At 71.5% G+C, this 20329-nt stretch carries 19 protein-coding genes and 1 pseudogene; 5 read left to right on the top strand and 15 right to left on the bottom strand.

The annotated features are described in order from the left end of the window. Window positions 1–1314 carry a UDP-glucose/GDP-mannose dehydrogenase family protein gene (locus tag AB0B72_RS00805; protein WP_367736160.1) on the top strand — a complete coding sequence of 438 codons (1314 nt, stop codon included), beginning with the start codon at window positions 1–3 and terminating at the stop codon, window positions 1312–1314. Window positions 1315–1425: 111 nt separating this feature from the next. On the opposite strand, the gene purE is transcribed toward AB0B72_RS00805, so the two are convergent. Genes purE through AB0B72_RS00790 form a run of 3 tightly spaced genes read right to left on the bottom strand, consistent with a single transcriptional unit; the run spans window position 1426 to window position 4165 of the window. Then, window positions 1426–1956 carry a 5-(carboxyamino)imidazole ribonucleotide mutase gene (purE, locus tag AB0B72_RS00800; RefSeq protein WP_367736471.1) on the bottom strand — a complete coding sequence of 177 codons (531 nt, stop codon included), beginning with the start codon at window positions 1954–1956 and terminating at the stop codon, window positions 1426–1428. 7 nt (window positions 1957–1963) lie between these two features. Continuing rightward, window positions 1964–3130: a 5-(carboxyamino)imidazole ribonucleotide synthase gene (locus AB0B72_RS00795; protein WP_367736159.1), complete on the bottom strand. Its 1167-nt coding sequence runs from the start codon at window positions 3128–3130 to the stop codon at window positions 1964–1966. Between the two features lie 57 nt (window positions 3131–3187). Then, on the bottom strand, window positions 3188–4165 hold the full coding sequence (locus AB0B72_RS00790) for a hypothetical protein (protein ID WP_367736158.1): 978 nt from the start codon (window positions 4163–4165) through the stop codon (window positions 3188–3190). Between the two features lie 197 nt (window positions 4166–4362). On the opposite strand from AB0B72_RS00790, the gene AB0B72_RS00785 reads away from it, so the two are divergent. Next, on the top strand, window positions 4363–4845 hold the full coding sequence (locus AB0B72_RS00785) for a GtrA family protein (protein ID WP_367736157.1): 483 nt from the start codon (window positions 4363–4365) through the stop codon (window positions 4843–4845). 27 nt (window positions 4846–4872) lie between these two features. On the opposite strand, the gene AB0B72_RS00780 is transcribed toward AB0B72_RS00785, so the two are convergent. From AB0B72_RS00780 to AB0B72_RS00745, 8 genes are all read right to left on the bottom strand, one after another. Continuing rightward, window positions 4873–6141 carry an ATP-binding protein gene (locus AB0B72_RS00780; protein WP_367736156.1) on the bottom strand — a complete coding sequence of 423 codons (1269 nt, stop codon included), beginning with the start codon at window positions 6139–6141 and terminating at the stop codon, window positions 4873–4875. 36 nt (window positions 6142–6177) lie between these two features. After that, window positions 6178–6846: a response regulator transcription factor gene (locus tag AB0B72_RS00775; RefSeq protein ID WP_030451323.1), complete on the bottom strand. Its 669-nt coding sequence runs from the start codon at window positions 6844–6846 to the stop codon at window positions 6178–6180. Window positions 6847–7122: 276 nt separating this feature from the next. Continuing rightward, window positions 7123–7605: a bacterioferritin gene (gene bfr / locus AB0B72_RS00770; RefSeq protein WP_367736155.1), complete on the bottom strand. Its 483-nt coding sequence runs from the start codon at window positions 7603–7605 to the stop codon at window positions 7123–7125. 13 nt (window positions 7606–7618) lie between these two features. Further along, a complete protein-coding gene (locus AB0B72_RS00765) occupies window positions 7619–7798 on the bottom strand; it encodes a bacterioferritin-associated ferredoxin (RefSeq protein WP_367736154.1) in 180 nt (59 codons plus the stop codon). A 101-nt stretch (window positions 7799–7899) separates the two neighbouring features. After that, on the bottom strand, window positions 7900–8985 hold the full coding sequence (locus AB0B72_RS00760; RefSeq protein ID WP_367736153.1) for an S-(hydroxymethyl)mycothiol dehydrogenase: 1086 nt from the start codon (window positions 8983–8985) through the stop codon (window positions 7900–7902). A 9-nt stretch (window positions 8986–8994) separates the two neighbouring features. Then, window positions 8995–10023, bottom strand: coding sequence for an adenylate/guanylate cyclase domain-containing protein (locus tag AB0B72_RS00755; protein WP_367736152.1), 1029 nt, complete (start codon window positions 10021–10023; stop codon window positions 8995–8997). 39 nt (window positions 10024–10062) lie between these two features. Then, window positions 10063–10575, bottom strand: a complete 513-nt coding sequence (locus AB0B72_RS00750; RefSeq protein ID WP_367736151.1) for a PH domain-containing protein — start codon at window positions 10573–10575, stop codon at window positions 10063–10065. Window positions 10576–10664: 89 nt separating this feature from the next. Continuing rightward, entirely contained in the window at window positions 10665–11531 is an 867-nt protein-coding gene (locus AB0B72_RS00745; RefSeq protein WP_367736150.1) for a biotin--[acetyl-CoA-carboxylase] ligase, read from the bottom strand. Window positions 11532–11697: 166 nt separating this feature from the next. Here AB0B72_RS00745 and fdhD point away from each other — a divergent pair, with 166 nt between their 5' ends. Next, window positions 11698–12564: a formate dehydrogenase accessory sulfurtransferase FdhD gene (fdhD, locus tag AB0B72_RS00740; RefSeq protein WP_367736149.1), complete on the top strand. Its 867-nt coding sequence runs from the start codon at window positions 11698–11700 to the stop codon at window positions 12562–12564. A 79-nt stretch (window positions 12565–12643) separates the two neighbouring features. Here fdhD and AB0B72_RS00735 read toward each other — a convergent pair whose 3' ends face one another. Both AB0B72_RS00735 and AB0B72_RS00730 read right to left on the bottom strand, forming a co-directional pair. Continuing rightward, window positions 12644–15280 (bottom strand): phosphoenolpyruvate carboxylase, encoded by a 2637-nt coding sequence (locus AB0B72_RS00735; RefSeq protein ID WP_367736148.1) that lies wholly within the window; start codon window positions 15278–15280, stop codon window positions 12644–12646. Between the two features lie 209 nt (window positions 15281–15489). Continuing rightward, entirely contained in the window at window positions 15490–15777 is a 288-nt protein-coding gene (locus tag AB0B72_RS00730) for a hypothetical protein (RefSeq protein ID WP_367736147.1), read from the bottom strand. Window positions 15778–16153: 376 nt separating this feature from the next. Between AB0B72_RS00730 and AB0B72_RS00725 the strand changes: the two genes are divergently transcribed. Next, complete coding sequence (locus tag AB0B72_RS00725) at window positions 16154–16909, top strand: SDR family NAD(P)-dependent oxidoreductase (RefSeq protein ID WP_367736146.1); 756 nt, start codon at window positions 16154–16156, stop codon at window positions 16907–16909. A gap of 52 nt (window positions 16910–16961) precedes the next feature. Further along, a pseudogene (locus AB0B72_RS00720) lies at window positions 16962–17615 on the top strand (ABC transporter substrate-binding protein); the annotation flags it as partial. A gap of 228 nt (window positions 17616–17843) precedes the next feature. Here the strand turns inward: AB0B72_RS00720 and AB0B72_RS00715 are convergent. Together AB0B72_RS00715 and AB0B72_RS00710 are read right to left on the bottom strand one after the other, a co-directional pair. Further along, window positions 17844–19445, bottom strand: a complete 1602-nt coding sequence (locus AB0B72_RS00715; RefSeq protein ID WP_367736145.1) for a hypothetical protein — start codon at window positions 19443–19445, stop codon at window positions 17844–17846. After that, window positions 19421–20185 carry an ABC transporter ATP-binding protein gene (locus AB0B72_RS00710; protein ID WP_367736144.1) on the bottom strand — a complete coding sequence of 255 codons (765 nt, stop codon included), beginning with the start codon at window positions 20183–20185 and terminating at the stop codon, window positions 19421–19423. Before AB0B72_RS00710 ends, AB0B72_RS00715 begins: the two co-directional genes overlap by 25 nt. Between the last annotated feature and the right edge of the window lie 144 nt (window positions 20186–20329).

The raw sequence follows: 20329 nt of genomic DNA, 5'->3' as shown, positions 1-20329 counted from the left end.
GTGCCGTACCGCCTCACCGTGCTCGGGACCGGTTACCTGGGTGCCACGCACGCGGCGTGCATGGCCGAGATGGGCTTCGAAGTGCTCGGTCTGGACGTCGACCCGGGCAAGATCGAGCGCCTCCGGCGCGGGGAGCTGCCGATCCACGAGCCAGGCCTGGAGGAGCTCCTCCAGCGGAACCTGGAGTCCGGCCGGCTCCGCTTCACCACCTCCTACGAGGAGGCGGCCGCCTTCGGCGACGTGCACTTCATCTGCGTGGGAACGCCACAGATGCAGGGCGAGTACGCCGCGGACGTCTCGTTCCTCGACGCCGTGGTGGAGTCCCTCGCGCCCCACCTCGACCGCGAGTGCCTCGTGGTCGGCAAGTCCACCGTTCCCGTCGGCACCGCGGAGCGTCTCGCCGAGAAGCTGGTACGGCTCTCGCCCGCCGGGATGCAGGTCGAGCTGGCCTGGAACCCCGAGTTCCTGCGGGAGGGCTTCGCCGTCCAGGACACCCTGCGGCCCGACCGGATCGTGATGGGCGTCGCGTCGGAGCGGGCCGAGAAGGTGCTCAGGGACGTGTACGCCCCGCTGGGCGAGGTGCCGATCGTGGTGACCGACTTCCCGACGGCCGAGCTGGTCAAGTCGGCGGCGAACGCCTTCCTGGCCACCAAGATCTCCTTCATCAACGCCATGGCGGAGATGTGTGAGGCCTCCGGCGGCGACGTACGGCAGCTCTCGCAGGCCCTGTCGTACGACGACCGGATCGGCGGCCGGTATCTCAACGCCGGGCTCGGGTTCGGCGGCGGCTGCCTGCCCAAGGACATCCGGGCCTTCATCGCCCGCGCGGAGGAGCTGGGAGCCGATCGGTCGCTGGCCTTCCTGCGCGAGGTCGACTCGATCAACATCCGCCGCAGGGTCCGGGTGGTCGACCTGGCCAGGGAGCTGCTCGGCGGCTCGTTCGACGACCGCACGGTCGCCGTGCTCGGGGCCGCGTTCAAGCCCAACTCGGACGACATCCGCGACTCGCCGGCGCTCGACGTGGCCGTCACGATCGCCGAGCAGGGCGGGAAGGTCAAGGTCTACGACCCGGCGGCCCTCGGCAACGCCCGGGCCGCCCATCCGCATCTGGGATACGCCGAGTCGGCCTTCGACGCGGCACGGGACGCCGACGTGGTCCTGCTCCTCACCGAGTGGCAGGAGTTCCTGGCGCTCGACCCGGAGGAGCTCGGCGCCACGGTGGCGGCCCGCAACCTGATCGACGGCCGCAACGTGCTGGACGCCGAGACCTGGCGGTGCGCGGGCTGGAACTATCGGGCGCTCGGCCGCCCCTGAACTCACCCGACCCTGAACTCATCCGGCCCTGATCACCCGCGACCACGTCGCCGGGCGTCCTGACCGCCCGGCGACGGCGTTCCGTCGTGTCGGCGGGGCCGCCCTCCCGCGTCAGCCGCCGTGCGACGAGCCGGTGACCGCGGCCGGCATCGCGGCGGCTTCGGCGCGCAGCCGCTCGCCCTTGGCGTGCGCCTGCTCTCGCAGCGCCGCCTGGAACTCCTCCATCCGCCCGCGCAGCGTCTCGTCCGAGGCGGCGAGGATGCGTACGGCGAGCAGACCGGCGTTGCGCGCCCCGCCGATCGCCACGGTCGCGACCGGCACCCCGGCGGGCATCTGGACGATGGACAGCAGCGAGTCCATCCCGTCGAGGTACTTCAGCGGCACGGGGACGCCGATCACCGGCAGCGGGGTGACCGCGGCCAGCATGCCCGGCAGGTGAGCGGCCCCGCCGGCGCCGGCGATGATCACCTTGAGCCCCCGGGAGGCGGCGCGGGAGCCGTACTCGATCATCTCGGCGGGCATCCGGTGCGCCGACACGACGTCCGCCTCGAACGGCACGCCGAACTCGGCGAGCGCCTCAGCGGCCAGCCGCATGACCGGCCAGTCGGAGTCGCTCCCCATGACTATCCCCACGTCAGGCATCGGCACGTCAGGCATCAACGGGTCCTCTCAGGCAGGTGACGGCGTGCAGGGCGCGGGCCCTGACCTCGTCGAGGTCCGTGCCGAGCGCGGTCACGTGGCCGATCTTCCGGCCGGGGCGTACGTCCTTGCCGTAGAAGTGGATCTTAATGCCGGGGTCGTTGGCCATCACGTGCTCGTAGCGGGAGAACACGTCCGGGTCGGGGCCGCCGAGCAGGTTGGCCATCACGACGACGGGCGCGGCCGGCGCGGGCGATCCCAGGGGCAGGTTCAGCACGGCCCGCAGGTGCTGCTCGAACTGGGAGGTCCGCGCTCCCTCGATGGTCCAGTGGCCGCTGTTGTGTGGCCGCATGGCGAGCTCGTTGACGACCAGGCCCGACGCGGTGGCGAACATCTCGACCGCGAGCAGCCCGGTGACGCCGAGGTCGCGGGCGATGCTGAGCGCGATGTGCTGGGCCGCGGCCGCGTCCTCCTCGGACAGGCCCGGCGCGGGGGCGATGACCTCGACGCAGATGCCGTCCTTCTGCACGGTCTCCACAACCGGGTAGCTGACGCCCTGGCCGTGCGGGGACCGGGCGACCAGCACGGCCAGCTCCCGCTCGAACGGCACGAACGCCTCGGCGAGCAGCGCCACGCCCGAGGCCAGCGGCTCGCGCGCCTCCTCCGCCGACCGGCAGACCCACACGCCGCGGCCGTCGTACCCGCCGCGTACGGCCTTCAGCACGACCGGCCAGCCGTTCCCGGCGGCGAAGTCCTCGACGTCGGCCATCGTGGAGACCCTGGCCCACGCGGGGCAGGGGGCGCCGATCGCGGTCAGCCGCTCCCGCATGACCGCCTTGTCCTGGGCGTGGATCAGCGCGTCCGCGCCCGGGTGGACGGCGTGGCCCTCGGCCACGAGCGCCCGGATGTGCTCGGTCGGCACGTGCTCGTGGTCGAACGTGACGGCGTCGCACCCTTTGGCGAACTCCCGCAGGTCGGCGAGGTCGCGGTAGTCGCCGAGCCGGGTGTCGACGATCACCCGGGCGGCGCTCTCGTCCCGCGCGTTCGCCAGCACCCGCAGCTCGACGCCGAGGGCGATGGCCGCCTGCTGGGTCATCCGGGCGAGCTGGCCGGCGCCGACCATGCCGACGACGGGGGCCGAGCCGGATCGAAGAGGGGAAACGTTCTGGCTGCTCACGACAGGTCAGCCTACCGATTCACCGGATGTACGGCCGCCGCCGCCCAGGTCGTACGCCTACTCGGAGTCGCCGGCCGCGATGTCGGCCAGGACCCGGCGCATGGCGACCGTCCTCATCCGGTTGTCCTTGGACACCTCGGTGGCCAGGAACACCAGCTCACTTCCGGTGATCTCCCCCGGCCGGCTGTCACCGGCGAAGGAGCGCACGTCGGCGGCGCCGTACCGGGGGTGGGCGAGGGTTGAGCGGCCGGAGCCCGGCTTCTGGGTGAAGACCACCCGCAGCACGTGGAAGACCAGCGCGGCCCCGCCGGGCAGAGCCAGCGCGCGGGCGGGCCCTTCGAGCCGGACGTCGGTCGTCAGGCGGTCGGGGCGGACCCGGGCGGGGGCGCGGACCAGCTCGGCCAGGAGGGCGCGCATCGGGTCGCCCGAGGCGAACCTCACCCCGCTGACCCCGGCGGCGTCGGTCAGGAACGCCACATGCCGGGTGGGTGTGAGCTTCGCCCTGAGCGCGGAGCCCGGCTCCTGGCCGGCCGCCTCGACCTCGCCCTGGAGCTCCGGCGCGTCGCCGACGACGGGGATGGGCCCGGCGCCGAGCCGCCACCCGCCGTCCTCCTGGACGAACACGAAATACGCGGGCTTGGGATGGCGGGCCAGCGCGACGAACCACGCCCCGTCCTCGTCGTCGCCCGTGGCCGGCAGGAAGAACTCGGCGTCGCCGTAGCCGCCGACGCTCGGCGCCGCGCGGCCGGCCTCGCAGGCCCGGCGGCCCAGCGTGCTCTCCGCCCACGCGGTGAGGCGGCCGATCTCGGCGCAGTCCTCGCGCTTCCAGGCGTCGTCCAGCCCCTTGAGCGTGCCGAAGACCGCCTCGGCGTCGGCCCGGCCGATCGTCGCCGCCGACGCGACGGGCGAGTCGCTGGGCACGCCGGTGACCTCCCCCGCGCTCTCGTTCCCGCACGCCGTGAGCAGGACGAGGCCGAGGACGACGCCGAGGGCCATGATCGCGCGGAGCACGTAGGTGCCACCTCTCCAGAACACGCAGATTTCGGGTGATCCTGGTCGGGCGAGAGCGTAGTAGGTGACACTTCGCCTTATGCCTGATAGTGCGATTTTCTCTGAAATGTTCTTTCGTGACCTGGGGCGAAACACGGGGAGGTGGAGGTAACAGCCCGATTCATCACCTGTACCGGTAGCCTGAGATGACCTCGCCGCCAACCAGGAGGGACCTGCGGGACGTGCAGTTTCTTCGACTCGCCTACGAGCGGTTCGCCGCACTGCTCCACGAGCTGCTCAAGTTCGGCATGGTGGGCGCGCTCGCCTTCGTGGTGGACTTCGGCGGCACCAACCTCCTGCGGTTCGGCGTCGAGATGGGGCCCCTTGTCTCCAAGGCCATCGCCACCGTCGTCGCCGCCACCATCGCCTACCTGGGCAACCGCTTCTGGACCTTCCGGCACCGGGAGCAGAGCGGCCTCGCCCGGGAGTACGTCCTGTTCTTCCTGCTGAACGGCGTGGGCCTGCTGATCTCGCTCCTCGTGATCGGCTTCGTGACCTACTCGCTGGGCAGGCACGACATCCTGAGCTACAACATCGCCCAGAGCATCGGCCTGGTGCTCGGCACGATCTTCCGCTTCTGGTCGTACAAGAAGTGGGTGTTCCTCGCGGTCCCTCCGGAGGAAGTCGACCTGGCCGCGAACGCCGGGCCGCTGCCCACCCGCTGACCCCGTACGCGCCCGCCGGAGCGGCCCTCAGGCGGGGCCGCTCACCACGCGGTGCCGGTCGTTGTCACGGACGTGGCGCAGGAAGATGGCGAAGGTCGCGGGGCGGCGCTTGACCAGCTCCAGCCGCCCTCCGTCGGCCGCCACGAGGGCCCGGGCGAGCGTCAGCCCGAGCCCCGTCCCGTCGCCGCCGCTGACGGTGCGCTCGAAGACCTTCTGGCCCAGCGCCTCCGGGATGCCCGGCCCCTCGTCTGCCACCTCGATCACGATCGACCTCTCGCTGCTCGACGTGTTGATCGTCAGGGCGCCTCCGCCGTGCTTCAGGGAGTTCTCCAGCAGGGTCGACAGCACCTGGCTCAGCCCGCCCGTGGTGCCGAGGGCGTACAGGCCCCGGTCCCCGGCGAGCACCAGTGAGCGCTGGGCCCGGCGGAACGCCGGCTCCCACTCGGTCATCTGCTGCTCCACGACGTCGTCGACGGGCATCGGCTCCGCCTGGGCGTGGCGCTGCCGCCGCGCGGCGGCCAGGAGCTCGTCGATCACCGCGGTGAGCCGCTCGACCTGCACGATGGCGGCCTCGCCCTCCTCCCGGACCACCCGGGGATCGGCCGCCGCGGCGACGATCTCCTCCAGGCGCATGGTGAGCCCCGTGAGCGGGGTGCGGAGCTGGTGGGAGGCGTCGGTGGCGAACTCCCGCTCGCGGGCGAGCAGGTCGGAGATCCGCAGCGCGCTGCGGTCCAGGACCTCGGCGACCAGGTCGAGCTCGGGGATGCCGTAGCGGTGCCTGCTGGGCCTGGCGTCGCCCGAGCCCAGCCGCTCCGCGATCTTCGTGAGGTCTTGGAGCGGCAGGCTCAGGCGGCGCGAGGTGACGGTGGCCAGGCCGATGGCGGCGCCGAGCGCGACCACGGCGAGCGCGGTGGTGAGCACCAGCCGCGCCTGGATGTCCTGCTGGATCTGGCCGGCGTCGCGGCCGACCCGGACGTAACCGTTCTCTGACCGTGCCTCCTCGGTGAGCTCGCGGCCGACCGGCGGCGGCGTGCCCACCATCAGGGACGGGTTTCCCCGGACGAACACCTGGAGGTATCGGTCCGGATAGTTCTTGGCGAGCTGGTACGGATCTATGGGCTGCCGCTGACTGACGGAGTACTCCACTCCGATGAGCAGCCTGCTCGCGTCCGATCTGAGCTCCTGGGCGGCCTCGTCGTTGATGAGCCGGACGACGACTACGCCCAGGGGCACGCCTAACAACAGGACGGCGATGACAGCGACGAGCAACATGGAGGAAAGCAGGCGCCGGCGCACGTGCTAGCTCCTCCCCGACGGCCACCTCACGGTGGCCTACTCGCGCTCGAAACGGAAGCCGACCCCTCGGACGGTCGTGATGTAGCGCGGTTTGGCCGCGTCGTCCCCCAGCTTGCGGCGCAGCCATGAGATGTGCATGTCGAGTGTCTTCGTGGATCCCCACCAGTTGGTGTCCCACACCTCGCGCATGATCTGCTCGCGGGTGACGACCTTGCCGGCGTCTCGTACGAGCACGCGCAGCAGGTCGAACTCCTTCGTGGTGAGGTGCAGCTCCTTGTCCCCCATCCATGCCCGGCGCGAATCGGCGTCGATACGGACGCCCTGCACCACCGGGGTCTCGGACGTCCCGCGCCGCAGCAGTGCCCGCACACGGGCGAGCAGCTCTGCGAGGCGGAACGGCTTGGTCACATAGTCGTCGGCCCCGGCGTCGAGCCCGACGACGGTGTCGACTTCGTCGACACGGGCGGTGAGGATCAGGACCGGAGTCCCGTGCCCTTCCGCTCTGATGCGGCGAGCGACCTCCAGCCCGTCCATTTCCGGAAGGCCGAGGTCGAGAACTATCAGGTCGACGCCCCCCGACAGGGCCCTCTCCAGGGCCTGCGGGCCATCCGGGCTCACCTCCACCTGGTAGCCCTCCCGGCGCAAGGCACGCGCCAGCGGCTCTGATATCGAGGTGTCATCCTCGGCGAGAAGTACGCAGGTCATGGATGCGATCGTAGGACCTTAAGCGATCGTTTCCCGGCTACAGCGCGCAGTTTGACTTGTCGTTGACTCATTAAATGACCTGGGCAAACACTGATAAATCCGGGATAGTCAACACGCAAGGGCCCTGATGTTCTCCCTATTCCTCCGCCATTTAGACCTTCGAGGGCTTAGTACTGCAAAACAGAAGAAACGCCTGCCGGAAGAATCCGGCAGGCGTTCTCATGGCTCTCGGGACCCCCTCGGGAGCGCCTCAGGAGGGCGTCTCAGGAGGGCGTCTCAGGAGGGCGACGGAGGCTCGGCGTAGCGCTGGAGGTAGAGCTGCTCGCCCAGGCTGTCGAGCAGCCCGAGCTCGGTCTCCAGATAGTCGATGTGGTGCTCCTCGTCCGCCAGGATCCGCTCGAAGAGCGCGGCGGAGGTGATGTCGCCCCGCTCCCGCATCAGCGCGGCCCCCGGCCGGAGCCGCTTGACCACGCCCAGCTCCAGCTCCAGGTCTGCCTGGAGCTGCTCGCGTACGGTCTGACCGATGTGCAGCGTGCCCAGCTTCTGGTAGTTCGGCAGCCCCTCCAGGAAGAGGATGCGGTCGGTGAGCTCCTCCGCGTGCCTCATCTCGTCGAACGACTCGGCACGGGTGTAGCCCGCGAGCTTCGTGTATCCCCAGTTGGCCTGCATCTTGGCGTGCAGGAAGTACTGGTTGATGGCGGTGAGCTCGGAGGTGAGCTGCTCGTTGAGCAGCGCGATGATCTCCTTGTCCCCCTGCATCGCGTTCCTCGTTCTATGCGCTGGTGACCAGGTCCTCTGACCGTTTCAGCATCGCACAGATCTTCCGGACGCATGACGCGCAGTCCCCCCCGGCGCCGGTGGCGTCCCGCACCTGGCGGGCGGTCTTGGCCCCTGCGGCGATGCAGTCGTGCACGTCGTTCTCGGTGACCGCGCGGCAGACGCAGACGTACATGCGGGAGGGCCTCTCAGTGGTAGGCGAGGTTAGGCATACCTAAGGTAACCCACAATGTTAGGTATGCCTATGTGTGCTGCCTCACAAACCTCGCCGCCACGTCAGAAGACCACCACCGACCGCAGCACCTCCCCGCGGTGCATCTTGGCGAACGCCTCCTCGACGTCGCCGACGCCGATGGTCTCGGACACGAACCCGTCCAGGTCGAGCCTGCCCTGCAGGTAGAGGTCGATCAGCATGGGGAAGTCGCGGCTCGGCAGGCAGTCGCCGTACCAGGAGGACTTCAGCGCGCCACCGCGCCCGAAGACGTCGAGCAGCGGGAGGTCGAGCCGCATCTCCGGGGTCGGCACGCCGACGAGCACGACGGTCCCGGCGAGGTCGCGGGCGTAGAACGCCTGGGTGTAGGTCTCCGGGCGGCCGACCGCCTCGATCACCACGTCGGCGCCGTTGCCCTCCGTCAGCTCGCGGATCGCCTCCACCGGGTCGGTGTCGCTGGAGTTGATCAGGTGCGTGGCGCCGAAGTCGCGCGCCCAGGCGAGCTTGCGGTCGTCGACGTCCACCGCGATGATCTTGCGCGCCCCGGCGAGCCGCGACCCGAGGACCGCGGCGTTGCCCACGCCGCCGCAGCCGATCACGGCCACCGAGTCGCCGCGGGTGACCCCGCCGGTGTTGATCGCCGCCCCGAGGCCCGCCATGACGCCGCAGCCGAGCAGGCCGGCCACCGCGGGCTTGGCCGCCGGGTCGACCTTCGTGCACTGCCCGGCGGCGACCAGCGTCTTCGCCGCGAACGCGCCGATGCCCAGCGCGGGGCTGAGGACGGTGCCGTCGGCCAGCGTCATCTTCTGGGTGGCGTTGTGGGTGTTGAAGCAGTACCACGGGCGGCCGCGCAGGCAGGCCCGGCACTGGCCGCACACCGCGCGCCAGTTGAGGATCACGTAGTCGCCCGGCTCCACCCCGGTCACGCCCTCGCCGACGGCCTCCACCACGCCCGCGGCCTCATGGCCGAGCAGGAACGGGAAGTCGTCGTTGATGCCGCCCTCGCGGTAGTGGAGGTCGGTGTGGCAGACCCCGCAGGCCTGCACGGCGACGACCGCCTCCCCCGGCCCCGGATCCGGCACGAGGACCGTCTCCAGCGTCACCGGCTCGCCCTTGCCCCGCGCCACCACGCCCTGCACTTCGTACGGCATGCCTGTACCTCACTCTTTCTCTTCTCGCTGAGTCCTCCGCCGGGCCGGGTCGGCCCTGCGGAGAACGTACGGCTGGACGACGCCGAGCCCGCGGGCGGGCCGGCGGCGGAGCTTCAGCAGGTCGGTGCCGGCCGCCCCGGCCAGGCCCTCGGCCATCCCGTCGTCGGTGACGATCGTGCCCGGACGGGCCATCGAGGTGAGCCGGGCCGCCAGGTTGACCGTGGTGCCGAAGACGTCGCCCATGACGGGCAGGACCGGTCCGTACGCCAGGCCGATGCGCACGTCCGGCCCCTCACCCCGTGGCCTGAGCTCGTCGACCAGGTCGAGCGCGATGGCGGCCGCGGTGGGCGGGTCGGCGGCCGTGAACAGCACCTCGTCGCCGAGGGTCTTGACCAGCCGCCCGTCATGGGCCGCGATGACATCGGAGGCCCGGGACTCGAAGCTCTCGATCAGGTCGGCGAGGGCCAGCTCGTCGAGCTCCCGCGACACCCTGGTGAACGACACCAGGTCGGCGAACCCCACGGCGAGGTCCGGCCGGGTCGGCACCGGCTCGTCCCCCGCATCCGCGAGGGCGGTGAGACGGCTGGCGGCCGCCGCGAGCTGTGACCGCCAGACGTGGAGCAGGGTCTGCTCGAAGTCGGGCAGCAGCCGGGTCACCGTCTCCATCGCCCGCGCGAGATCGTCGTCGCTCGGCCTGCCCTGCGGGTCGAGCAGCGTCTCGATCATGATCTCGGCCTGCCACTGCGCCAGCCGCGCGGTCGTACGGCCGAGGGCCCGGGCCATCCGGATGACGGTGCGCTCATCGAGGAGCCCTTCGTCGAGCAGGTCGCGGATCCGGTTCAGCGCCGCCAGGTCGGCGTCGGTGAACGCCACCACGTCGTCGGCCAGCGTGGCGAAGCCCAGCGCCCGCCAGACGCGGGCGGCCAGATCCTGCGGGACGCCCGCCGCCTCGGCCACCTGGCGGCGGGTGTAGGACGGCGACGGCCCGAGAATCAGCCTCCGCATGTCGTCGGCGCCGGGACGCCCGGATCTGTCCACGTCCCCCTCCCCCCGGCCGGCGCGTGGTCCGCGCCCTGGTCATCTGCCGTCGATGTTCCCATCTGAGGCGTCCTCCACCAGGCGGAACAGTTCCTGGCGGACGAGCTGGATCTTGGGGATGTCCCGGTAGTCGATCTCGCCCTTCTCGGAGGCCGACTCCACCCGCAGGGTGCCGCAGCCGAGGAGGCGCTCGATGAACTTCTGGTCGGAGCTGACGCTGTTGACCTTGGCGAGGGGGATGTCGTCCTCGGACTTGTTGAGTACGCCGACGCTGATGGCGAACCGGTGCGAGGTCAGGGTGTAGGACGTCGTCCGCCACCGCAGGAAGGGAATGATCGACCACAGCACGAGCGCGACGAACGCGACCACGCCCACGGCGATCCAGGCGTACCCCGCGTACTCGTAGTCGCCGGGAAGGAGGAAGAACGCGGCGCCGACGGCGGCCACGACAACGATGAGGGCGAGGAACGGCATGATCAGCCGCTTCCAGTGCGGATGGAACGATAGAACGACCCGCTCGCCCTCGGTCAGGTGATGATCCGGGAGACCCATGGCGCAAATCGTGACACGTTCGCGTTGCGTTTGCATGCCGGAGCAGCAGCCCGCTCAGTTGTCCCCCGAGTTGCCCGCTGAGCCGCCGGTCAGCCGTCCGCCAGGCCGGGACGGCCGAGGCCGGGCGGAGCCTGCTCCGGAGGCCGCCTGACGTGCACGACGTCACCCGCGCTCAGCGCGTGATCCTCACCCTGGGAGCGCACCAGCAGGTGACCGGACGGGTCCACCCCGACGGCCAGACCCGTCAGCACCCGCTCCCCCGGAAGCTCGACCCTGACCTCCTGCCCCACCGTGGCCGACCAGGCGAGATAGGCGGCGCGCAGACCGCTGGCGTCGGCGTCGCCCTCCGCCGCGACCCAGTCGCGGTAGTGGGACTCGATCTCCCGCAGGACGGCCCGCAGCAGCGGGTCACGGTCGGCGCAGGCGGCGTTCTCGATGACGAGCGACGTCGCCCGGTCCACCGGCAGCTCCCCGGGCCGCAGCGAGACGTTCATGCCCATGCCGATGATCACGGCCCGGTCCACCCGCTCCGCCAGGATCCCGGCCAGCTTCCGCTCGCCCACCAGCAGGTCGTTCGGCCACTTCAGCCGGACGTCGACCTCGGCGACGCGCCGGACCGCCGACGCGGCGGCCAGCCCCACGAGCAGCGAGAGCCAGCCCTGGCGCGCGATGGGCACATCCGGCTTCAGCAGCACCGAGAACGTCAGCCCCGACCGGGACGGCGCCGTCCACGCCCGGCCCAGCCGCCCGCGCCCGGCGAACTGCGACTCGGCGACCAGCACCGCGCCCTCACGCGTCCCCTCACGTACGGCTCTCGCGAGATCGGCGTTGGTCGACCCGGTCCGCTCGACGACGTCGAGGGAGGACCACAGCGACCCGGGGCGCAGCAGCGCTCCACGCAGCGCCGCCTCGGAAAGCGGCGGCCGGTCGAGATCGGTGTACGGCGAGTCGGGCACATGCCCAGGTTATCGGGCTCGGAGCGCCGACGACCGTCCGGCGCCCTTTCCTGGCGGCCCCCGCCCGTACGGGACGGCGCGTGATCGGCCATGCTGGAGTGCCTCGAAGCGGGAACGCCTCGAAGCTGGAGTGCCTCGAAGGGAACTCGAAGGGAAGGGGAGCGGAATGGAACCGGACGGCAGCCGGGGGCCGGCGCACCGCCCAGGGCCCGTCACCCGGATCCGGGTCCGGCAGGTGTCCGGCTCGGACGTACGGGACCGCCGCGACGACCTCGCCACCGAAGAGCCCCTGGAGATCCGGCTGCTGGCCGGAGGCGAGAGCCGTACCGTGGCGATCACCATGCGCACGCCCGGCGCCGACTTCGAGCTCGCGGCCGGGTTCCTGCACGGCGAGGGGGTCGCCGGGCCCGGCGACATCGCCGCCATCGGCTACTGCACCGACGAGGACCTGGAGCCCGAGGCGCGCTACAACACCGTCACCGTACGGCTCGCGCTGCCCGCCATGCCCGACATCGCCTCGCTGGAACGGCACTTCCTGACGTCCAGCGCCTGCGGCGTCTGCGGGGCCGCCAGCCTCGGCGCCCTGCGCGACCGCTGCCGCCCGCCCGCCGCCCGCACGGCGATGACCGTCTCCCCCAAGGTCCTTTACGGCCTGCCCGCCCTGCTGCGCCGGGCCCAGGGGGTGTTCGGCAGGACCGGCGGCCTGCACGCGGCCGGCCTGTTCACCCCGGAAGGCGCGCTCGTCGGGGTCAGGGAGGACGTGGGGCGGCACAACGCGGTCGACAAGCTCGTCGGCTGGTCGCTCCTCGGCGGCCGGCTCCCCCTCGACGATCACGTGCTGCTGGTCAGCGGGCGCGCCAGCTACGAGATCATGCAGAAGGCCATGGCCGCCGGCGTCCAGACGGTCTGCGCGGTCTCGGCCCCCTCGTCGCTCGCGGTGGACGTGGCCCGCGAGTTCGGCATGACCCTCGTCGGGTTCCTGCGCGAGGAGCGTTTCAACATCTACGCCGGCGAGGAGCGGATCGCCACCTGAGCGCGGACGGCCGCCGGCCCGGTGTCCCGCCGTCAGCCCGTCCTCTGGTCAGCCCGTGTTCCGGTCAGCCGTGTTCCGGTCAGCCCGTGTTCTGCAGGCCGGCCGCCACGCCGTTCACACTCAGCAGGAGCAGGGTGGACAGGCGCTCCCGCTCCTCCTCCGGCAGGTCGGGGTCTGCCCGCAGCGCCGACAGCGCGCGGAGCTGAAGGTGGCTGAGCGCGTCGACGTACGGGTCGCGCAGCTGGACGGCGCGCGACAGCACCCGCCGGTTCTCCAGCAGCCTGCCGTGGCCCGTCACCTCCAGCACCAGGCGCCGCGTCAGGTCGTACTCCTCGAGGACCTGGCCCGCGAAGTCCTCCCGGCCGCCCAGCGACAGGTAGCGCCCGGCGATGGCCCGGTCGGTCTTGGCCAGCGACATCTCCGCGTTGTCCAGCATCGCCGCGAACAGCGCCCAGTCCTGGTACGCCTCACGCAGCGAGTCGAGGCCGTCCTCGGAGGCCACGGCCGCCAGGCCGCTGCCCAGGCCGTACCATCCGGGCAGGTTGACCCGGGTCTGCGCCCACGCGAACACCCACGGGATGGCCCGCAGGTCGTCCAGCGACCGGGGTGCGCCGAGGCCGCGCCGGGCCGGTCGTGAGCCGAGCCGCAGCGAGCCGATCTCCTCCAGCGGGCTGACCAGCGCGAACCACTCGGGGAAGCCCGGAGCCTCGGTCAGCGAACGGTACGCCCGCTCGGACGCCGCCGCCACCCGCTCGGCCACCCCGCGGAACCGGGCGGCCGTCGCCGTCGCCTCCGACCCCACGTCCGAAGTGGAGGCGAGCAGCACGGCGTTGGTCACCTGCTCGATGTGCCGCTTGGCGATCGCCGAATGCCCGTAACGGGCGAAGATGACCTCACCCTGCTCGGTAACCTTGAACCGCCCGCCGACCGACCCCGGAGCCTGCGCCAGCACCGCCCGGTTGGCCGGGCCGCCGCCACGGCCGAGCGCGCCGCCACGGCCGTGGAAGAGGGTCAGCCGCACGTCGTTCGCGGTCGCCCACGCGGTCAGCGCCGCCTGCGCGTCATACAGGCGCAGCGTCGCGGCCGCCGGGCCGAGCTCCTTGGCCGAGTCGGAGTAGCCGAGCATGACCTCCATCCGGCGGCCGTTCGTCTCCAGGCGCCTGCGCACCGGCTCCAGGGACACCATGCCGTCCAGCACGGAGGCGGAGTTGTCCAGGTCCTCGCCCGACTCGAACAGCGGCACCACGTCGAGCACCGGCGCCCGGTCGCCCATGGCGTGCCTGGCCAGCTCGTAGACCGCCGCGACGTCGTCGGCCGAACGGGTGAAAGACACGACGTACCGGGAGCAGGCGGTCACCCCGAACCGCTCCTGGATCCAGCCGATCACCCGGATCGTCGCCAGGACCTCCTCGGTCCGCTCGGACGGCCTGCCCTCGGCGATCTCCTTCAACGCGGCGGCGTGGACGGCCGAATGCTGGCGCACCTCCAGCTCGGCCAGGTGGAAGCCGAACGTCTCCACCTGCCAGATCAGATGCTGCAACTCGCCGAACGCCTGCCGTACGGCATCGGCGTCGCGCAGCGACTCCTGCGCGAGCCGCAGGTCGGCGAGCAGCTCGGACGGCACCCGGTAGGCCAGATCCAGATCACGCCGGCGGGTCGCCGCGATCCGGGTCGCCACGAACAGCAGCCACTGCCGGTGCGGCTCCTGCGGGGACCGGGTCGCCATCTCCGACACCAGGTCCGGATGGTCGTCCTCCGCCTGGGCCAGCGCCGCCCGCAGCGCGGCCGACGCGGGGGTGTAAAGCTCCGCCAGCGTCAGCGAACGGCCGATCCGCGTGGTCGCGTTCTCCAGCGCGATCAGCACGTGCTCGGCCTGGATCTGCACGGCCTCCCTGGTCACCTTCGCCGTGACGTTGGGATTGCCGTCGCGGTCGCCGCCGATCCAGCTCCCGTAGCGGATGAACGCCCGCGCCATCGGCGGCCGCGTGCCGGTCCCCGAAGCGAGCGCCGCGTCGAACGACCGGTAGATCTGAGGGACCGTCCGGAACAGCGTCTCGTCGAACGCCGCCATGGCCGTGCGCACCTCGTCCAGCGGGTCCAGCTTCGTGGACCGCAGCTGCGCCGCCCGCCACAGGATGTCGATCTCCTCCAGCAGCCGCCGGTGCGCCTCCTCACGCTCCGCCGCGCCCCGGCCTGGCATGTTGTACGCGTCGAGCTGAGCGCTGATCCGCTGGATCGCGGTGACGACGGCCCGCCTGCGCGCCTCCGTCGGATGGGCGGTCAGCACCGGGCGGAACTCCAGGCCCTCGATCAGCTCAGGAAGCCGGTCGTCGCCCCGCAGCCGCTCCACGGCCTCCGCCAGCGACTCGCGCAGCGGGACGTCGTCCTTGTCGCGCTGCCGCAGGATGCGGATGCGGTAGTGCTCCTCCGCGAGGTTCGCCAGGTGGAAGTAGCAGGTGAACGCGCGGGCGATCTCGACCGCCCGGTCCACCGGCCAGCCCGCCACCATGTCCGCCACCTCGTCCGCCGTCGTCTCCCGGCGGCGGGCAGCGATCACGGCTTTGCGGAGCCGCTCGACGTCGGCCAGGAGGTCGGGACCGCCGTGCTCGGCGATCACCTGACCCAGCAGTCCACCCAGGAGACGCACGTCGGCGCGGAGCTCGTCCGGCATCTCCGCGACGGCGTTGTGACGTTCGGCAGGAGCGATGGCGGCCATGGCAGGAAGGCTAGCGAATCCCCCTGATCCGCCCGAGACCGGTCTCACCAGTTGGACCGCGTTCATGGTCGTGCCTCCGGCGAGGCCCGTGATGGAGGCCTTCCGCTGACCGTGCCGCCCGCGACGGCACGGAAGACCGGCGGCGACGGCGAAGCCGAAGGCGTAGCCGCGCGCGGTAGCGGTTGCCGGGTCGGCGCCCGCGTGCTGCCTCACAGTGGCCGCAGACGTCGCCTCAGTTCCTGGACATAGTCTTCGCCGTATGCGGCCGCGACGTCGTAGAGGTCGATCATCGGTGGAAGGTCGATCACCGACTGCCGGCGGGTGAGGTAGGCCGCGGTCTCCTTCACGATCTGGGCCTCGTCGGCGCCGGTGATGTCCAACTCGTCGAGCACGGCCGGGCCGGCCTGGAACCGGACCTCGGCTTCCTCGGCATCCTCGCGGATGCGCACGAGGTATCTGTGGTCGTCCAATGGCTCGACATCGATGTACACCGCCATAGGCTCCGTGTACCCGGCCACAGGAAGGTCCTACCACCTCGTCCGGCGCGTGCGGCCGCACCGGACTGGCGGCGTCTGGCGGCTGCGGTGCCGCAGCGACCAAGACAGCCAGGATCACGGCATTCGATCACCTGGCCCCACATGCCGGGAAAGCGTGCCTTGATACCGTGGGGAAAGACCTCATATGGGGAGAGATCACTCGCCCGGCGCGTTGGAGCGGCTGCTCAGCGCGCGAACTCGACTGGACCTCGGCCGATCTGCCGGGTGACCGTGCCACCGTGCTCTACGGGGCAATCCGCTCGGCATGCCCGGCATCACCGGTGAACGACTCCGGACGGTGGTGCCGGCGGCGCGATGACCGGCAGGAGGTGGGCCTATGACCGGGGCGACCGGCAGGGTGGCATTGGTGACAGGGGCCGGCAGCGGAATCGGTGCGGCCACCGCGCGCCTTCTGGCCGCACGAGGGATGCGCGTGGTGGTCAACTACCTCCGCAGCGTCACCGAAGCCGAGGAGGTCGTGGCCGTCATCAGGGCCGCGGGCGGCCAGGCCATGGCCGTGCGGGCCGACGTGCGCGAGACGGCGGCGGTCGAGAGCATGATCGCGCGAGTCCAGGAGGCATGGGGCGGCATCGATGTGCTCGTGAACAACGCGCTCACGCCGTATGCGATCAAGTCGTTCCAGGACATGACGTGGGAGGAACTGGGCGGCAAGCTCGACGACGAGATGCGTGCGGCGTTCGCGGTCACCAAAGCCGTGCTGCCCGCCATGACCGAACAGGGCTGGGGACGCATCATCTATCTCGGTACCGGCCTCAGCCGCCAGCCCCGGGAGGGCATGATCGCACTCGGCACGGCCAAGGCCGCGCTGGCGCAGTTCGCCCGGTACCTCGCCCAGGAACTGGGCCCGTGGGGCATCACGGTCAACGTCGTCGAGCCCGGCCCGGTGGAGGACACCCGCATGGCGCATGTGATCGACGAGGAGCACAAGCGGCGGCAGGTGGCCGCCACCCCCTTGGGCCGCCTGGCACACCCGGGCGACGTCGCCCAAGCGGTCGCCTTCTACGCCGGCGAGGACAACGCCTTCATGACCGGCACCACGGCCGCCGTCAACGGCGGGCTGTCCATGTACTGACGCCCCGCCGTCTCCGCGTACGGGCCATACCGCCCCTCAAGGAAGAACGTTCATGTACACGATCGATCTCGCCTACGTCGGGCGGGGCCTGCACGAGGAACTGGCCGCCTATATCGCCGACCAGCAGGACTTCTATGCCGACGAGGGCGTCCACGTCGCGCTGCGCGACGGCTGCTCCTGGGGCGAGGAGCGGCTGCGCCACGGCGCCACCATCGGGCTCGCCCGGGCACTGCTGTCCCGGCTCGCCGATGGGACCCCCTGGGTCGCACTCAATGTCAACACCCACCGCCCGCTGTTCTGGTTCCTCGCCCGCCCCGGCCTGACCTCCCTGGCCGACCTGGCCGGCCGACGGCTGGCGGTACACGCCCCCCACACCGCACCCGGATGCATCGCCCGGATCGTGCTGCGCCGGGCCGGCCTCGACCCGGACCGCGACGTCCACACCATCGTCCGCCCGCCCGGCGACTACGGCATGGACCTGCGCCGGCTGCGCGACGGCAGGATCGACGCCGCCCTGGTCGGCAGCACCATGGCACCGGAAGCGGTGGCCGCCGAGCACGGCTGGCGGGTGCTGGCCTGGGTCGGCGACCACTTCCAGATCCCCACCGTAGGCGTGGCCGTCGACCCCACGTACATCCACCCGGACGACCCCGCCGTCCAGGCCGTCGTACGAGCCCACCGGCGCGCCCTGCAGGTGATCCATGACGAACCCGACACCACGGTGCGGCACATCCAGACGTTCCTCGGCCGACACACCGCGGACGAAGCCCGAGCCCACTACGAGATGTTCATCGCACCCTATTTCACCGCCGACGGCCAGGCCGACCTCGCCGTCGGCGCCTCCGCGATCACCGCGGTCGCCGCCGAACTCGGCGTCCCCACCACCGTCACCGCGGCCGACTTCTACCGCACCGAAACCACCACCCCTTTGTTCTTAGACGGGGCGGGAGACGGCGGCGAGGAGGTCGGGGAGGCGGGCGAAGCCGATGGAGCCGCCGAGGCGGCGGCCCGCCCAGGCCACCAGCAGCCCGTACGGCACGGCGAGCGGGCACAACCAGAGGGCGTTGAACAGCAGGGGCACCACGAGGGGCAGCGACAGCAGACTCGCCACCGTCATCGTGCCGAACGACGCGACGAACGCCTGGCCGCCCTGCCCCGGCGCGGCGCCGGTGAAGGCGTTCAGCCGCTCGGGGTAGGTGTACGGCAGGAGCACGCTGAACACCGCGCCGACACCGATGGTCACACCGAACACGCCCCACGCCACGGGGGCGATGGCGAGGCCCCAGGTGGGGTGGCCCAGGACGAGGCCGGTGGTCAGTGAGATCAGGGCCAGCACGGGCACCGCGATGATCGACATCGCCAGATGCCGCCCGGCGAGGTCGGTCCGCATGTCGCGGGCGGTGGAGAACGCCACCACGTTCATCCACAGCGACCGCCCGTCGATGCCGAACGAGTTCGACGCCTGCAGTCCCATCATCACGGCGGCCAGGCACGCGGGCCCGATGGCGGGCGTCAGACCTCCCGCCACGTCCGGACCGCCCATGGTGAACATGATCACCACGCTGATCGCGATCGCGCTGAACCAGGTGACCCGTCCCCGCGGCTCCCGGCGGGCGTACTTGAGCTCCTTGGCGACGACCGCCCCCAGCATCCCGCGAGGCAGGAACCGCTGCCCGCGTGACCGGCGTACCGAGCCGCCACCCTGGGTGGAGGAGTCGGGACGGACGAGCGCCCGCCGCAGCGCGGTGATCCACAGCCAGGCGAGCACCACGACGACCATCGCGACGACGATCAGCTCGGCGGCCCCGATGAGCCCCCCGTCGGCGATGGCATGCGCGGCCAGGCCCGGAGGCGTCCACCGCAGAAGGCCGCCGATCGACGACAGCAGCGCGGTCATGTCACCGGGGAGCCCCCGGTTGATCAGCAGATTGGGCAGCTGGAAGACGAGAAGCACCGCCACGGCGGCGACCGCGAGAATGTCCCGCCCCCGGCGGCTGCGCAGCACTCCTGACAGAGCCGTCGTGACCAGCCGCGAGGAGACCAGGCACAGGGCGAACTGCAACACCACGGCCGGCAGGCCGAGCACGACGCCCACCGGCCCGGAGGCCAGGCCGATGACGGCTCCGGCCATGGCTGCCAGGGAGGCGAGCGGCCACGGCCCGGCGGCGGACGCGGCAAGCAGGCCGGTCGCGAGTTGCCGGGTGGTGAGCGGGAAGAGGGCCAGCCGGGCCGGGTCGAGGGTCTCGTCCAGCCCGAAGGCGAGCAGCGGCACCACGATCCACGCCGCCGTGAACACGACGAACCCGATGATCCCCAGGTTGAGCGCGACGTCGCCAGAAGCGAGCCGCAGCAGGGCGAACAGCGCGAAGCCCGCGATCCCCGCCAGGGCGGCGACCACCACAGTGGACACGAAGCCGACCTGCCTGGTGACGTCGCCGCGCAGGCCGCCCCTGATCAGGCGCAGCTTCAGCCGGACGAACAGCGCCGCCGTGACCGGCGCCTCCGGCGGGGTCACGACGCCGGCGAGCCGAGCCACGACAGGCCCTCCTCGCCGTTCCCGTGCGCGCCCACCAGTTCCAGGAACGCCTCGTTGAGCGAGCGGTCCCCCCGTACGGAGCCGAGGGGGCCCTGGGCGACGATGCGGCCGCGGTCCATCACCGACACCCAGTCGCACAATCGCTCGACGAGGTCCATCACGTGGCTGGAGAAGATCACGGTGGAGCCGGAGGCGGTGTAGCGGCGCAGGACCTCCACGAGGGTGTTGGCCGACACCGGGTCGACGCCTTCGAACGGCTCGTCGAGGAAGAGCACGCGCGGGTTGTGCAGCAGCGCCGCCGCAAGGCCGATCTTCTTGCGCATGCCGGTGGAGTAGTCCACCACCAGCTTGTCCTGCGCCTCGACGAGGTCCATGACCCGAAGCAGCTCGTCGGCCCGCCGTCCGACCTCGTCGAGCGGGATGGCCCGCAGCTGCCCGTTGTACAGCAGCAGCTCCCTGCCGGACAGGCGCTCGAACAGCCGCAGCCCCTCCGGCAGGACGCCGACGTGCGCCTTGACGCCGACCGGGTCGGCCCAGACGTCGTGGCCGCCGATCTCGATCAGCCCGCCGTCCGGGCGCAGCAGGCCGGTGACCATGCTCAATGTCGTCGTCTTGCCGGCCCCGTTGGGGCCGACCAGCCCGGCGAAGCTGCCGCTGGGCACGACGAGGTCGATCCCGCCGACCGCCACCTGCTGCCCGAAGCGTTTGAACAACCCCTGGGTGCGCACCGCATCCGCCATGAGTTCCCCTCGTGGACGTCGTCGTCGATCGAACGAACGGGGCCCGCCCCGGGTTTCCTCCACTTCAGGACACGGTTCCCGAAGGCCACCCCCCGGCGCCGGTCGGCCCGCGAATGGCTACCCTGTCCGACATGAGTTCGGAGC

The organism is Microbispora sp. NPDC049125 (assembly GCF_040802045.1).
GTDB lineage: Bacteria > Actinomycetota > Actinomycetes > Streptosporangiales > Streptosporangiaceae > Microbispora.
This window is presented reverse-complemented; position numbering and strand designations above follow the sequence as displayed.